Below are 14,840 nucleotides of genomic sequence, written 5' to 3' on the forward strand. Positions count from 1 at the left end.
CCGATGGGATGCAAAAGGAGAGAATTAGTATGAATAAGACATGGTGGAAAGAAGCTGTCGCTTATCAAATTTATCCACGTAGCTTTATGGATTCAAATGGTGATGGTATTGGAGATTTACAGGGGATTATTGCAAAGCTGGATTATTTAAAAGATTTAGGTATAGATGTAATTTGGATTTGTCCAATGTATAAATCACCTAATGACGATAATGGTTATGATATTAGTGACTATCAAGATATTATGGATGAATTTGGTACGATGGAAGATTTTGATATGCTACTAGATGAAGTTCATAAGCGTGACATGAAGCTTATTATTGATTTAGTTATTAATCATACAAGTGATGAACATCCATGGTTTATTGAATCAAGTTCTTCTAAAGACAATCCGAAGCGTGATTGGTATATTTGGCAGGATGGTAAAGACGGCGCGGAACCAAACAATTGGGAAAGTATCTTTAATGGTTCTGCATGGGAATATGATGAAGTGACAGAGCAATATTATTTACATTTATTCTCGCGTAAACAACCAGATTTGAACTGGGAGAATAAAGAAGTTCGTGAAGTTTTATATGATACTGTTAATTGGTGGCTTGATAAAGGTATTGATGGTTTCCGCGTCGATGCGATTAGTCATATAAAAAAAGAAGATGGTCTGAAGGATATGCCAAACCCAAAAGGGTTAAAGTATGTGCCTTCTTTTGACAAACATATGAATGTAAATGGTATTCAGCCATTACTAGAAGAATTAAAAGAAAACACATTTGCTAAATACGATATTATGACTGTTGGAGAAGCAAATGGTGTGAAAGTTGAAGATGCTGATCTTTGGGTTGGAGAAGAGAATGGTAAATTCAATATGGTATTCCAATTTGAGCATTTAAGCTTATGGGATGCAGAAAAGAAGAAAGATCTTGATGTTGTTGAGTTGAAAAAAGTATTAACAAAGTGGCAAAAAGGTTTAGAAAATAAGGGATGGAATGCTTTATATATTGAAAATCATGATAAGCCACGTATTGTGTCTACTTGGGGAAATGATAAAGAATATTGGCGTGAAAGTGCAACGGCTTTAGGAGCGATGTATTTCTTTATGCACGGCACACCGTTTATTTATCAAGGACAAGAAATTGGTATGACAAATGTTCAGTTCCCGAATATTGAAGATTACGATGATGTAGCAATTAAAAATTTATATCGTGAGAAAATTGCAGAGGGCGTATCACATCAAGATATGATGGAAATTATATGGGCTTCTTGCCGCGATAATTCACGTACACCTATGCAGTGGAATGATGAAATGAATGCTGGCTTCACAACAAGTACACCTTGGTTTAGCATGAATCCAAATTACAAAGAAATTAATGTTGAAAAGCAAAAAAATGAAGAAAAGTCTATTTTCAATTTCTATAAGAAAATGATTGCCTTGAAAAAAGAGCACGATGTACTGAACTACGGTACGTACGATTTACTTTTAGAAGACGATCCACAAATTTATGCATATACACGTACGCTACAGGATGAAAAAGTCATTGTAATTAGTAATATCTCAAAAGAGGAAGCTGTGTATAATGAGAGTTTATTCGCATTAGAACGCAAACGTTTGCTTTTAAATAACTATGAAGTTGCGGAACATGAACAAATAATTACAATCACGTTGAAACCTTATGAAACAAGGGTTTATCGCATTTCATAATGAAAAAGGATGCTCCTTGAGCATCTTTTTTTATGAAAAAAAATAAATTTCTATTGCAATGTGAAAACGCTTTTATTAAAATAGATTTATGAAAACGGTTGCGTAAAGGAGAAAAAGAAACATAAGGAATCGTTTTCATAAGAGAAACAGAAATTATAATTTAAATCATTATGTTGTTATAAATAAAGGGGAGGAAAAACAGATGAAAATTACGTCTTTTGATTTTTGGCAAAAGTTCGGGAAAGCGTTACTAGTTGTTGTAGCTGTAATGCCAGCAGCTGGTTTAATGATTTCCATCGGTAAGTTAATTGGGATGTCTGCTGGGGATGTTAACGCAGTTCATACCATTGCTCGAGTAATGGAAGACATCGGTTGGGCAATTATTACAAATCTACACATCTTATTCGCAGTAGCAATTGGGGGATCTTGGGCGAAGGATCGAGCAGGTGGTGCATTTGCAGCACTATTAGCATTCGTCTTAACAAACAGAATTACAGGAGCTATATTTGGTGTAAACGCTCAAATGTTAACGGATTCAAAAGCGACAGTTTCTTCATTTTTAGCAGGAGATTTACTTGTAAAAGATTACTTTACTTCTGTACTTGGTGCACCAGCATTAAACATGGGAGTTTTCGTAGGGATTATCACAGGTTTCTTAGGAGCTACTTTATATAACAAATACTACAATTATAATAAACTGCCACAGGCATTAGCATTCTTTAATGGAAAACGATTCGTACCATTCGTTGTAATTGTTTGGTCTACAGTCACTGCGATTGTATTATCACTTGTATGGCCATTTATCCAAAGTGGATTAAATGAATTTGGTCGCTGGATTGCAGCATCTAAAGATAGTGCACCAGTTATTGCACCGTTTGTATATGGAACGTTAGAACGTTTATTATTACCATTTGGATTACATCATATGTTAACGATTCCGATGAACTACACAGAGCTAGGCGGAACATATACGATGTTAACAGGCTCAAAGGTTGGACAAATTGTAGCGGGACAAGATCCGTTATGGCTTGCATGGATTACAGATTTAAATAACTTATTAGCAAATGGAGATACGAAAGCATATAACGATTTATTAAATAACGTTGTACCAGCTCGTTTCAAAGCTGGACAAGTTATCGGCTCAACGGCAGCGTTAATGGGGATTGCGTTTGCGATGTTCCGTAATGTTGATAAAGAAAAACGTGCAAAATATAAACCAATGTTCTTATCAGCTGCATTAGCAGTATTCTTAACAGGTGTAACAGAACCAATTGAATTCATGTTCATGTTTATTGCACCAGTATTATATGTTGTGTATGCAATTACAACAGGACTTGCATTCGCATTAGCGGATTTAATTAATTTACGTGTTCATGCATTTGGATTTATTGAGTTAATTACACGTACACCAATGATGATCAATGCAGGTTTAACGAGAGATTTAATCAACTTTGTCATTGTTTCATTAGTGTTCTTCGGCCTTAACTTTACGTTATTCAACTTCTTAATTAAAAAATTCAATTTACCAACGCCAGGGCGTGCAGGTAACTATATTGATAATGAAGATGAGTCAACAGAAGGAACAGGAAATGTACAAGATGGTTCATTAGCAACAAAAGTTATTGATTTATTGGGCGGAAAAGATAATATTGCTGACGTAGATGCTTGTATGACACGTTTACGTGTAACAGTAAAAGATTTAGATGCCGTTGCACCAGAAGTACAATGGAAACAAAATGGTGCTTTAGGACTTATTGTAAAAGATAAAGGTGTACAAGCAGTATATGGCCCGAAAGCTGACGTATTAAAGTCAGATATTCAAGATATGTTAGGTGCGTAATAATATGAAATTGCTAACTTTAAATTGTCACTCTTGGCAAGAAGAGAATCAAATTGAAAAAATAAAGTATCTTGCTAAAGCAATTCAAGAAGAAGATTATGATGTGATCGCATTGCAAGAAGTAAGTCAGTCTATACAAGCTGGAAATGTATGCGGTAACAAGAAAAAAGATAATTTTGGACTTTTACTGCTAGAAGAGTTAAGAGCATTAAATGTAAAAGAATACAATATTATTTGGGATTTCTCTCATATTGGATATGATGTGTACGAAGAAGGATTAGCAATTATAACAAAGCACAACATTGTAAAGGAAGATACGTTCTTTGTCTCAGAAAATAAGGATATAACGTATTGGAAAACACGCAAAATTGTAAGTGCAACAATTGCTTATAATGATAAGAATATAACGTTTTATTCTTGCCATCTCGGTTGGTGGAATGATGAAGAAGAATCATTCAAAGACCAAGTTGATCGTTTAATGGAGCGTGTAAATAGCAATGAACTTTCCTTCTTAATGGGTGATTTTAATAACAATGCTCGTTTGGAAGGAGAGGGCTATGAGTATATGATGCAAAAAGGTTTATATGACACATATGAACTAGCGATAAAGAAGGATGAAGGAACAACTGTCCAAGGCGAGATTGCTGGTTGGGATGAAAATAAACAAAACTTACGAATCGACCTAATATTAAGCAATCAAAGTAAAACAGTTAATTCTTCAAAAGTCATTTTTAATGGAACAAATCGAAATGTAATTTCTGACCATTTCGGTGTAGAAGTACAATTAGATATATAATAGAAGAAATCCTCACAGATAATGAAAAGCTGTGAGGTTTTTTTGATAAATACAAGTATTCCCAAGAGAAAATACTTGTATTTTTTATGACATTTCCTATATATTTGTTATTATTGAATGTAAAACTAATTTGGTCATTTTGTATGCATACTTTTTTTACTTCGTTATATAATGAAGTAAGTGAAATATTTAATGGGAAAAATAGTATGTTTTCGTTTAATCCACGATGTAGAAAGTGATATAATTACAAAATGTATGTATCATTTTCTAAAGAAGGAAAAATATATAATTAGGTGATAACTTTTATGAAACAAATTTGGCGTATTTATAAGACAGATTTACGGAATGTAGCCAAACATTGGGCTGCAATTGTTATTGTTTTAGGGTTAATGATTTTACCATCGTTATATGCATGGTTTAACATTAAAGCTTCTTGGGATCCTTACGGAAATACGAAAGGAATCCAAATTGCAGTTTCTAACCAAGATGTTGGATCAAATTTAAGAGGGAAAGATATTAACATCGGGGAAGAAATTGTAGATTCACTTAAGAAGGACAAAAATTTCGGGTGGAAGTTTGTTGATGAAAAGCAAGCAATTTATGGAGTAGAGCGTGGAGATTATTCCGCAAGTATTACTATTCCAAAAGATTTTTCTGAAAAGATTGCAACGGTCTTGAATGAAAATCCACAGAAACCAGAACTTGATTACTATGTAAATGAAAAAGTAAATGCGATTGCACCGAAAATTACAGCTAAAGGTGCATCGGGTCTTACAGAAGAGGTTAGTAAAAACTTTGTTAAAACAGCAAACGGTGAGATTTTTAAAATCTTCAATGACCTTGGAATCGATTTAGAAACAAACTTACCAAGCATCGAAAAAGTAAAAGATCTTGTATTTAAGTTAGAAGCACAGTTCCCAGAAATGAATACACTTGTGGATAAGGCATTAGATGATGCGACTCGGGCAGAAGATGTTGTGAAAGTAGCACAAAAAGAGTTGCCAGTTGTAGAAAGTGTTATGAATGATGGGCAAGAGGCGTTAGGGAATTTAGATAAATTCTTTGCGAGAAATGATGAAACATTGAAGCGTGCACCTGGAACAATTAAGAATAATTTAATTGTAATGCAACAAGGTTTAGATAGTGCGGCAGCAATTACGGATTTCTTAAAAAATCCATCATTTGATTCTAATCTGACACTTCCAGATCCGGCTAAATTCCCAGTGTTGCCTAATATAACTATTCCGCAAGTACCACAAATACCAGAAATTCCAGCGTTACCGCAAGTGAATGGTGAGGGGTATAAAAATATTGCTAAAAATATTGATCAAACTGTAAATAATGTTTTTAGTTCGATACGTGTCGGAACAACTTATGCACAAGGTGTTATAAACGGGTTGCAAAATGGTAATTTGGATCCGGAAAAAGCGAAACAAGATCTTAATAAGGTTTCTGAGACGCTGCAAGGTCGAGCAGATAGTGTTTCATATTTAATTGATGTCTTTACTAAATTTAAAGAGTCTGCATCAACTGATTTTGGAAAAGAATTCTTCCAAAAGAGAATAGAAAAATTAACAAACCTTAAATCAGCTATTGAAAATGCAAATGGTGGCGTTAAAGATATTGCCAATATTATTGGTACAGGGCAAGAAGTGAAACAAGATGTAAGAGACGCTACTAATAAAAAATTAGATGCAATAAATAACTTGGTAAATCAAGCAGAAGCAGATTATAATGCTACGTTTGTAGCAGATTTCGAAAAAGCAGTAAGCACAGCTGAGCAATTGAAAAACAAAGCTGAAAATGTAAAAGAAGATGCTCAGCAGTTAAGAGGGAATTTAAATCAAGATATAAAAGCAGCAAATGATTTAGTAAACCAAACAAATGAAGCATTAGACAATGGTAGAGAAAAATATGATAAGGCTGTAAATGATTACAGCAGATTAAAAACGGAGCTTGAAAAAGCAAGAGAAGACTTAAGTAACAAAGGTGTTAATGGATTAGATTCTACAAAAGTAGCCTTAAATGATTTAAATGGACAGTTCAAAGCAGGATGGAATTTAGTTAATGATATGATTCCGGTTATGGAAAGTACAAATAAAGTTTTGGGCGATGTGAATAGTGATAAAAATCTTAATGGCACAATTGCTAAGTTAAATAAAGTAAAAGATGGTTTGCAAAAAGGAATCGATTTAACTGATAAAGGAATTGACGCTATTAATAAAGGTCAAAAACCAGCAGCAGATGTTATTGAAAGTATTAATCAAGTGTCTAAAAATGTTTCGGGCCAAATTGGTGACATTTTAGCTAAATATGATTCAGAAATCGTTCCAAACTTTAACGCAGCAATTGCTCGTACAAAAGAGATGTCTAAAAATACATCTCAAATTTTAGGCGAGGCAGATAAGAAGCTTCCAGATGTGAAAAAATTACTTGAAGATTCATCAAAAGGCTTAGTAGATGGTCAAAAGAAAATTGCAGATATTAAAGCTGAAATGCCAGCTACTGAGAAAAAGATTAAAGAATTAGCAGATAAAATTCGTGATTTTGAATCTGAAGAGGATATAAAAGACATCATACGCTTATTAAAGAATGATGTTGAAAAGCAAAGTGACTACTTTGCAAATCCAGTAAATTTAAAAGAGAATAAATTATTTGCAATGCCGAACTACGGTTCAGCAATGTCACCATTCTATACAGTGCTTGCATTATGGGTAGGCGCATTATTAATGGTTTCATTATTAACGGTAGAAGTACACGAAGAGGGCGCGAATTATAAGAGCCATGAAGTTTACTTCGGACGTTTATTAACATTCTTAACGATAGGTCTTTCACAAGCGTTTATCGTATCAATGGGAGATATATTCTTACTCGGTACGTACGTAGTCGATAAGTTCTGGTTTGTGTTATTTAGTTTATTTATTGGGGGAGTATTTGTTTGTATCGTGTACTCACTCGTTTCTATTTTCGGAAACGTTGGGAAATCGATGGCGATTATTTTACTTGTACTACAAGTAGCAGGATCGGGCGGTACGTTCCCAATTCAAATGACACCACCATTCTTCCAAGCGATTTATCCGTTCTTGCCATTCACATATGCTATTAGTGCAATTCGTGAAACAGTAGGTGGAATGCTTTGGGATATAGTAACTAGAGATTTACTTGTGTTAAGTGCTTTCGTAGTAATCATGGTTGTGGCTGCATTATTACTGAAAACACCAATTAACAAATCAAGTGAAAAGTTTGTTGAGAACGCAAAAGGAAGTAAAATTATTCATTAAAAATAAAAGGTTCCTACCGATAGTGGTAGGAACCTTTTTGTTTAATCAAATTTTAATTTCTTTAATGCTTCTGCGAATGGATTGTTTAATGGTTCTTCTTCTTTGTTCTGCTGTTTCATATATTTTTGAACGTCGCGTTTATCAGCTTTGCTGCCGGATTCTTTTTTACGTCTCTCTTGGAATGTAGAAAGTTTCTCACGATAGCCACATTTACATGCGAAAATTTGGCCTGCTCCTTCACCACGAAGTTCTAGTTTCTTTTTACACTGAGGACAGCGTGCATTTGTAGTGCGGGATACATTTTTACGGTGACCACATTCGCGATCTTGGCATACAAGCATTTTACCTTTTTTACCGTTTACTTCTAACATTGGTTTACCACAGTCTGGACAAGACTTCGTTGAAATGTTGTCGTGTTTATATTTCTTATCACTCGATTTAATTTCAGCAACAATTTCTTTCGTATAGTTCTTCATTTCTGAAATGAATACTTCTTTCTTTAATTTTCCTTTAGCGATAGCTTCTAACTTTTGCTCCCATTCACCAGTTAGTGTAGGAGATTTCAGTTCTTCTGGCACTAAATCAAGTAACTGACGGCCTTTTGAAGTAATGTGAATATCTTTACCACGTTTTTCAAGCAAGAACGAATTGAATAACTTGTCGATAATATCAGCTCGTGTAGCTACAGTACCTAATCCACCAGTTGACTTTAACGTGTCAGCAAGTTGTTTGTTTTGCGTATCCATGTATTTTGTTGGGTTTTCCATCGCTGAAAGTAATGTTGCTTCATTAAAACGTGCAGGTGCTTTCGTTTGACCAGATGTTTGGACAATTAGTTTTATGTTTAATGTATCGCCTTTTTCGATGCGAGGTAAGATTTGTTCTTTTACATCATCGCTTGCATCATCATCTTCAAATCGATTTTCATAAACCTCTTTCCAACCAGCATGTAAAATCGTTTTTCCGCGTGCGATGAACGTTTCGTCACCAATTTTCGTGCACAATGTTAGTTGCTCATATTCAAAGGCCGGGAATAAAACAGCTAAGAAACGTTTTACAACTAAGTCATAAATTTTACGTTCTTTATCTGTGAAAGCTGAGAAGTTTACATAGCTCTCTGTTGGAATAATTGCGTGATGATCACTTACTTTACTATCATCAACAAATGATTTATTAGATTTTACAGGTTTCTGCAATACTTTATGTGCTAAAGGACGGTATTCTCCAACTCCGCAAGCCTTCAGACGCTCTGGAAGTGTTCCGACAATATCAGATGAAATATAGCGTGAATCTGTACGAGGGTACGTTAAAACTTTATGCTGTTCATATAATTTTTGCATAATGTTTAATGTTTCTTTCGCAGAGTAACCAAATATTTTATTCGCATCACGTTGTAGCTCAGTTAAATCGTAAAGACCAGGAGCGAACGATTTCTTTTGTTTTTTATCAATGTCTACAACAGTAGCATTTTGCTTACTAATTTTGTTCACGATTGCATCAGTTTTTTCTTTATTAAAGCTACGGCTATTTCCTTTTGTATCTTGCCAAGTTAGCTTTAATCTCTCAGCTGTTTGAGCTTCGATACCATAGTAAGTTTGAGCTTTGAAATGTTTGATTTCATCTTCACGACTTGCAATCATGGCTACAGTAGGTGTTTGAACACGACCACAATTTAGTTGGGCATTAAAGCGAGTAGTTAATGCTCGAGTCGCATTAAGCCCGATATACCAGTCAGCCTCTGAACGTGCGACAGCTGAAGCGTATAGATTGTCATATGCTTTTCCTGGTTTTAAATTTGAGAAGCCATCTTTAATTGCTTTATCGGTAACAGATGAAATCCATAGACGTTTAATCGGTTTCTGCATTTTAACTTTATCGATAATCCAGCGTGCGACCAACTCTCCCTCACGACCGGCGTCAGTAGCTATAATGATTTCATTTACATCTTTTCTAAGAAGCTGACTTTTTACAGCGTTAAACTGTTTCCCTGTTTGTTTAATAACGGTTAGTTTTAAACGCTCCGGTAGCATTGGTAAATCTTCTAAATTCCACTGTTTATATTTCACATCATAGCTTTCTGGATCAGCTAATGTAACGAGATGACCTAAAGCCCAAGTAACAATATATTTACTACCTTCAAGATAGCCGTTCCCTTTTTTATCACATTTCAGTACACGTGCGATATCACGTGCAACAGAAGGTTTTTCAGCAATTACAATACTTTTTGCCATATTTAAAAACATCCTTTCAAATTTCCATACGTTAAATATAGCATACATCTTTGTTCTATTCAGTCTTGCTGACGGTTTGAGTTATTTGTGATGAAATATACGTGTGAGAGTTTTACTTATATAAAGGCGAAGAATGGTTGAACCAGGAGAGTTAGGATCTCTATCATTTTATAAAAGTAAAGAACTTGTTATTTTACTAGAATAAGAGTAGACTTTGAAGTAGATGAATAATAAACACATGGGAGTTTGTGGATGCAAACTGAGAGTATGACTAATCCGTCATTGACCATTTGAACCTGTTGGATAATGCCAGCGTAGGGAGAGTGTAAAAGCACATGTTCAGGCACTTTGCGTACGCGCAAAGTGCCTTTTTGTGTATCTCCCATCATTAAAGTTAGGAGATGAATAGAATGAATGTACAAGAAATTAGTAAAATAGTGGAATTGGTGAGAGGGTCTAATCCACTCGTGCATAATATTACAAATGTTGTTGTAACAAATTTTACAGCAAACGGTTTGTTAGCATTAGGAGCATCACCTGTAATGGCGTATGCAAAAGAAGAAGTAGCTGAAATGGCTAGCATTGCGGGAGCCCTTGTTTTAAATATGGGTACACTTCGTCCTGAAGAGGTAGAAGCGATGTTACTTGCTGGTAAATCAGCAAATAAGAATGATGTACCAGTATTATTTGATCCAGTTGGGGCAGGAGCAACTTCTTATCGAACAGAAGTTGCGAGATATATTCCAGCTGAAATCGATTTAGCTGTTATCCGCGGAAATGCAGCTGAAATAGCGAACGTTATTAATGAGAGATGGGAAATTAAAGGGGTAGACGCCGGTGCTGGAAATGGCAATGTCGTAAGTATTGCAAGGCAGGCAGCGGATGAATTAGATACAGTAGCGGTGATTACTGGAAAAGAAGATGTTGTTACAGATGGAGAACGAACGATTCTTATTCGAAATGGTCACCCTATTTTAACGAAAGTTACTGGAACTGGTTGTTTACTAACTTCTGTAATAGGAGCATTTGTAGCAGTAAAAAAGGATTATGTAAAGGCAGCGGTAGCCGCATTAACATTCTATGGAGTAGCAGCAGAAATAGCGGCTTCGAAAACAGTAGAGAGTGGACCAGGAAGCTTTCAAATTGAATTTTTAAATCAGTTAGCGAATACAACTTCAGATGATATTGAGAAGTATGGAAAGATTGAGGTTATACAGTAGGGAGAGGAACTAGATGTCGCGCATTACAATGGATGAAATGTCTAGGTTATTACCAGTATATTTTATTATGGGAAGTAACAATTGTACGAAGGAGCCACTACAAGTATTGAGAGATGCACTAGAAGGTGGTATAACAATTTTTCAACTTCGTGAAAAGGGAGAAGGGGCTTTAACGGGAGAGAAACGTATTGATTTTGCGAAAGAACTACAAGCGCTTTGCAAGGAGTACGGTGTACCATTCATCGTAAATGATGATGTGGAACTAGCCCTCGAGTTAGATGCAGATGGCGTGCATGTTGGACAAGATGATGAAGGAATTACATCTGTTCGTAAAAAAATGGGAGATAAAATTATTGGAGTATCTACACATACAATTGAAGAAGCACGCTGGGCGATTGAAAATGGAGCCGATTATTTAGGAGTTGGTCCAATTTTCCCGACGAGTACGAAAAAAGATACAAAAGCGGTTCAAGGAACGAAAGGTCTAAAGTATTTTAGGGAACAAGAGATTGCAATACCGATCGTTGGGATTGGTGGGATTACAATTGAAAATACAGCTTCTGTTATAGAAGCGGGTGCGGATGGTGTTTCAGTTATTTCAGCGATTAGCTTAGCGGAATCTGCGTATGAAGGTACGAAGAAATTAGCTGAGGAAGTAAATAAGAGCTTGTAGATAAAAGACCATGTAGTATGAAAATACTGCGTGGTCTTTTGTCGTATAAAACAAAATATGCCGCCTAAACTAGTATGTATAAACATAGATTGTTTCGGAGGCGAAAGCATGATTGTATTTCAGGATATTATAGCTGCGTATGAAAAAATGAAGGGCATTGTACATATGACACCATTAGATTATTCAAGTACATTTAGTGAATTATCACAGAATGAAGTGTATTTAAAGCTGGAGAATTTACAAAAGACAGGCTCTTTTAAAGTACGTGGTTCTTATAATAAAATGGTTTCTCTTGAGAAAGGTGATTTAGAAAATGGTGTTGTTGCGGCATCTGCTGGAAATCATGCGCAAGGAGTCGCTTATTCTAGTAATATGCTTAGTATTCCTTGTACGATTGTGATGCCAAAAGGTGCTCCGTTAAGTAAGGTGCTTGCGACAAAAAGGTATGGCGCGCGTGTAGAATTGCAAGGTGATGTATTTGATGATGCATTAGCTTATGCACTAGATTTAAAAGAGAAGACAGGAGCGAAATTTGTACATCCATTTGATGATGAAGCAGTAATTGCTGGTCAAGGTACAGTCGGTCTGGAAATATTACAACAGCTGGAAGATGTAGAGGCTGTTATTTGTCCTATTGGAGGTGGGGGATTAATTGCAGGGGTTGCGATGGCAATTAAAGAACAAAAGCCATCAGTAAAAATATACGGTGTGCAGACACTTGCTTGCCCAGGAATGAAACAATCACTTGAGGAAAAGAAAGTAATAACAGTAGATTCTGCGCCAACTATGGCGGATGGAATCGCGGTTAAAAGGCCAGGTGATTTAACTTTTGAACTTGTACAACGCTATGTGGATGATGTGTTTTGTGTAGATGAAATGGAAATCGCACGAACGATGTTAATGCTTCTTGAACGGAATAAATTGTTGGTTGAAGGGTCTGGTGCGAGCTCATTAGCTTCTTTGCTTTATCACAAAATCCCAATAAGAGAAAAAAAGGTCGTATCCGTACTAAGTGGTGGAAATGTCGATGTAAACTTTATTTCGCGTATTATTGAGCATGGAATGGTTGAAGCAGGACGCTTCATTCACATTGCGACAATGATTAAAGATAAGCCAGGCTATTTGCAACATTTACTTGAGATTGTAACAAGTTTTGAAGCGAATGTATTAAATATACATTTAGAACGGATTGGTACAAAGGTATTTCCAGGATATGCGCAATTGCACTTGTCATTAGAAACGAAAGATAGAAATCATATTGAAGAAATATTGAGTGGTTTAAAAAAGAAAGGGTATGTTGTAGAAGTTATTGATTGAAAAAATTAAACAAACGTTTGATTAAAAAAGCACAAACCCTTATGTATCGTAGGTTTGTGCTTTTATTTAAAACATAATTGAAATTAAGAGCATTCCAATTCCGATAGAAGTAAAGGTTGCGATCAGGCCCGGAATCATAAAGCTATGATTTAAAACATATTTACCAATTCCTGTTGTACCAGTACGGTCAAAGTTAATTGCAGCAACGATTGTCCCGTAGTTTGGAATGAAGAAATATCCATTTACTGCAGGGAACATCGCAATAAGTAATGCCGGCGGAATACCAAGTGATAGTCCGAGTGGCACTAAAGCACGAACTGTTGCTGCTTGGCTATACAGTAAAATAGATAGAATGAATAGTGCAATAGCAAATAGCCATGGTGCACTTGTCACTAAGTGTTGAATTGATCCTTGAATTATATTTAAGTTTCCGTTGAAGAAAGTATCTCCCATCCAAGCGATACCAAAAATAGCAACAACTGCTGTTGCGCCTGCTTTAAAGACGTTACCAGTTACAATGCTTTCCACATTTGGTTTACAGAAAATAATAATAAGAGCAGCAATGGTTAACATGACCATTTCAATTGTGTTTGGCATGGAAAGACGAGCTAACTTCCCGTCAACCATCCATCCCGGACGAAGGGCTTCAAATGAACCAAGAAGTACGACAAGGAAAGTTCCTACTAGGAAAAGGATAACTGATAATTTAGCGCCTTTTACACCCGCAAATTCTTTTTTCTCTTCAAGTTTAGGGATCATTCCCTCTTTTAATCGCTTCAAGTATTCAGGGTCTTCATTTAATTCTTTTCCCATTTTACTAGCAACGAATGCAGCTACCATACAAGCAATAAAAGTAGAAGGGATACTGACTTTTAAAATATCTAACAAGGTGATTTTATAGTCGGCTAACATTGCTAAAAGTGCAACTGTTGCAGCCGATATTGGACTAGCTGTAATTGCCTGCTGGGAAGCGATAACGGCAATTGACATTGGTCGTTCAGGTCTAATTCCTGATTCGCGAGATACTTCGGCGATAACGGGAAGTACAGAATAAGCGACATGACCAGTTCCCGCGCATAGCGTGAATAAATAAGTAACAATAGGAGCAAAAAATGTAATACGCTTTGGATTTTTTCGTAATGCTTTCTCAGCAAGGTAGACAAGGTAATCCATTCCTCCAGCAGCTTGCAAAGCACCGGCAGCTGTAATTACTGATAAAATCATAAGCATTACATCAATAGGAGGGGCTGTAGGTTGTAAGTGGAAGACGAAAACAAGTATTGCCATACCAACGCCACCCATTACTCCTAGACCAACTCCGCCTAGGCGTGCGCCAATAAAAATGCAGAGTAGTAACGTAAGAAATTGTAGCCAAAACATGATAAACTACCTCCGAAATTCGTAAGTTAAGATATATTCGAATAATTTAATTTGAATGAAAATTAAATAAATATCCGTGATAATCCTTATTTTATATACATTTTTTATTATATAACACAAGAAATGTAACATTCACGTACTTTGTTAAATTATTTCGAAAAAATAATCCGTTAAAACTTTATATTTATATGTACAAATGGGTGGACATTTTAATTTTTATGTTGTAATCTTTGAAAGAGAATATTGTAATTCTCATAGAACTCCCATATCGTTCAACTCGTTCAGCGAGAAAGGCAAACTTATGGAAACATGAGGACGCAAAACTACAGGAGCTAAGGTCGAAAGGCTATGCTAGCCAGTTACCGGACGGATAGGGTTGGTCTTGGCCAATGCTTTTACATTGGTCTT

Annotated in this window: 9 protein-coding genes and 2 riboswitches; of the genes, 7 read left to right on the top strand and 2 right to left on the bottom strand. The window is 35.7% G+C overall.

From position 1 onward, the window contains the following. The first annotated feature begins 29 nt into the window (after positions 1-29). From QCI77_RS02185 to QCI77_RS02200, 4 genes are all read left to right on the top strand, one after another. Positions 30-1,694 (top strand): glycoside hydrolase family 13 protein, encoded by a 1,665-nt coding sequence (locus QCI77_RS02185; RefSeq protein ID WP_002140237.1) that lies wholly within the window; start codon positions 30-32, stop codon positions 1,692-1,694. Between the two features lie 202 nt (positions 1,695-1,896). Next, positions 1,897-3,534 (top strand): PTS transporter subunit IIBC, encoded by a 1,638-nt coding sequence (locus QCI77_RS02190; protein ID WP_044444308.1) that lies wholly within the window; start codon positions 1,897-1,899, stop codon positions 3,532-3,534. Positions 3,535-3,538: 4 nt separating this feature from the next. Further along, on the top strand, positions 3,539-4,330 hold the full coding sequence (locus QCI77_RS02195; protein ID WP_353824457.1) for an endonuclease/exonuclease/phosphatase family protein: 792 nt from the start codon (positions 3,539-3,541) through the stop codon (positions 4,328-4,330). A gap of 305 nt (positions 4,331-4,635) precedes the next feature. Further along, positions 4,636-7,611 carry a YhgE/Pip domain-containing protein gene (locus tag QCI77_RS02200; protein ID WP_113770346.1) on the top strand — a complete coding sequence of 992 codons (2,976 nt, stop codon included), beginning with the start codon at positions 4,636-4,638 and terminating at the stop codon, positions 7,609-7,611. A 41-nt stretch (positions 7,612-7,652) separates the two neighbouring features. Here QCI77_RS02200 and topB read toward each other — a convergent pair whose 3' ends face one another. After that, positions 7,653-9,842: a DNA topoisomerase III gene (gene topB / locus QCI77_RS02205; RefSeq protein WP_113770347.1), complete on the bottom strand. Its 2,190-nt coding sequence runs from the start codon at positions 9,840-9,842 to the stop codon at positions 7,653-7,655. Positions 9,843-10,070: 228 nt separating this feature from the next. Beyond that, positions 10,071-10,180, top strand: a riboswitch (TPP riboswitch). A 72-nt stretch (positions 10,181-10,252) separates the two neighbouring features. On the opposite strand from topB, the gene thiM reads away from it, so the two are divergent. The 3 genes from thiM (at position 10,253) to ilvA (ending at position 13,052) form a co-directional block, all read left to right on the top strand. Next, positions 10,253-11,062, top strand: coding sequence for a hydroxyethylthiazole kinase (gene thiM / locus QCI77_RS02210; protein WP_113770348.1), 810 nt, complete (start codon positions 10,253-10,255; stop codon positions 11,060-11,062). Between the two features lie 13 nt (positions 11,063-11,075). Further along, positions 11,076-11,735, top strand: coding sequence for a thiamine phosphate synthase (gene thiE, locus QCI77_RS02215; RefSeq protein WP_113770349.1), 660 nt, complete (start codon positions 11,076-11,078; stop codon positions 11,733-11,735). 108 nt (positions 11,736-11,843) lie between these two features. Then, complete coding sequence (ilvA, locus tag QCI77_RS02220) at positions 11,844-13,052, top strand: threonine ammonia-lyase (protein WP_113735337.1); 1,209 nt, start codon at positions 11,844-11,846, stop codon at positions 13,050-13,052. A 66-nt stretch (positions 13,053-13,118) separates the two neighbouring features. On the opposite strand, the gene QCI77_RS02225 is transcribed toward ilvA, so the two are convergent. Next, the gene (locus QCI77_RS02225) at positions 13,119-14,432 is read right to left on the bottom strand and encodes an anaerobic C4-dicarboxylate transporter family protein (RefSeq protein WP_016097007.1); all 1,314 of its coding nucleotides are present in this window, start codon (positions 14,430-14,432) and stop codon (positions 13,119-13,121) included. A 282-nt stretch (positions 14,433-14,714) separates the two neighbouring features. Next, a riboswitch (cyclic di-GMP riboswitch) is annotated at positions 14,715-14,799 on the top strand. Positions 14,800-14,840: the final 41 nt, after the last annotated feature.

Source organism: Bacillus cereus group sp. MG9, assembly GCF_040459995.1.
Classification (GTDB): domain Bacteria; phylum Bacillota; class Bacilli; order Bacillales; family Bacillaceae_G; genus Bacillus_A; species Bacillus_A mycoides.

What these genes read in the sequence shown, in the direction of transcription:
- QCI77_RS02185 (WP_002140237.1), top strand. Translation starts at nt 30, where the DNA reads ATGAATAAGACATGGTGGAAAGAAGCTGTCGCTTATCAAATTTATCCA.
- QCI77_RS02190 (WP_044444308.1), top strand. Translation starts at nt 1,897, where the DNA reads ATGAAAATTACGTCTTTTGATTTTTGGCAAAAGTTCGGGAAAGCGTTA.
- QCI77_RS02195 (WP_353824457.1), top strand. Translation starts at nt 3,539, where the DNA reads ATGAAATTGCTAACTTTAAATTGTCACTCTTGGCAAGAAGAGAATCAA.
- QCI77_RS02200 (WP_113770346.1), top strand. Translation starts at nt 4,636, where the DNA reads ATGAAACAAATTTGGCGTATTTATAAGACAGATTTACGGAATGTAGCC.
- topB (WP_113770347.1), bottom strand. Translation starts at nt 9,842, where the DNA reads ATGGCAAAAAGTATTGTAATTGCTGAAAAACCTTCTGTTGCACGTGAT.
- thiM (WP_113770348.1), top strand. Translation starts at nt 10,253, where the DNA reads ATGAATGTACAAGAAATTAGTAAAATAGTGGAATTGGTGAGAGGGTCT.
- thiE (WP_113770349.1), top strand. Translation starts at nt 11,076, where the DNA reads ATGTCGCGCATTACAATGGATGAAATGTCTAGGTTATTACCAGTATAT.
- ilvA (WP_113735337.1), top strand. Translation starts at nt 11,844, where the DNA reads ATGATTGTATTTCAGGATATTATAGCTGCGTATGAAAAAATGAAGGGC.
- QCI77_RS02225 (WP_016097007.1), bottom strand. Translation starts at nt 14,432, where the DNA reads ATGTTTTGGCTACAATTTCTTACGTTACTACTCTGCATTTTTATTGGC.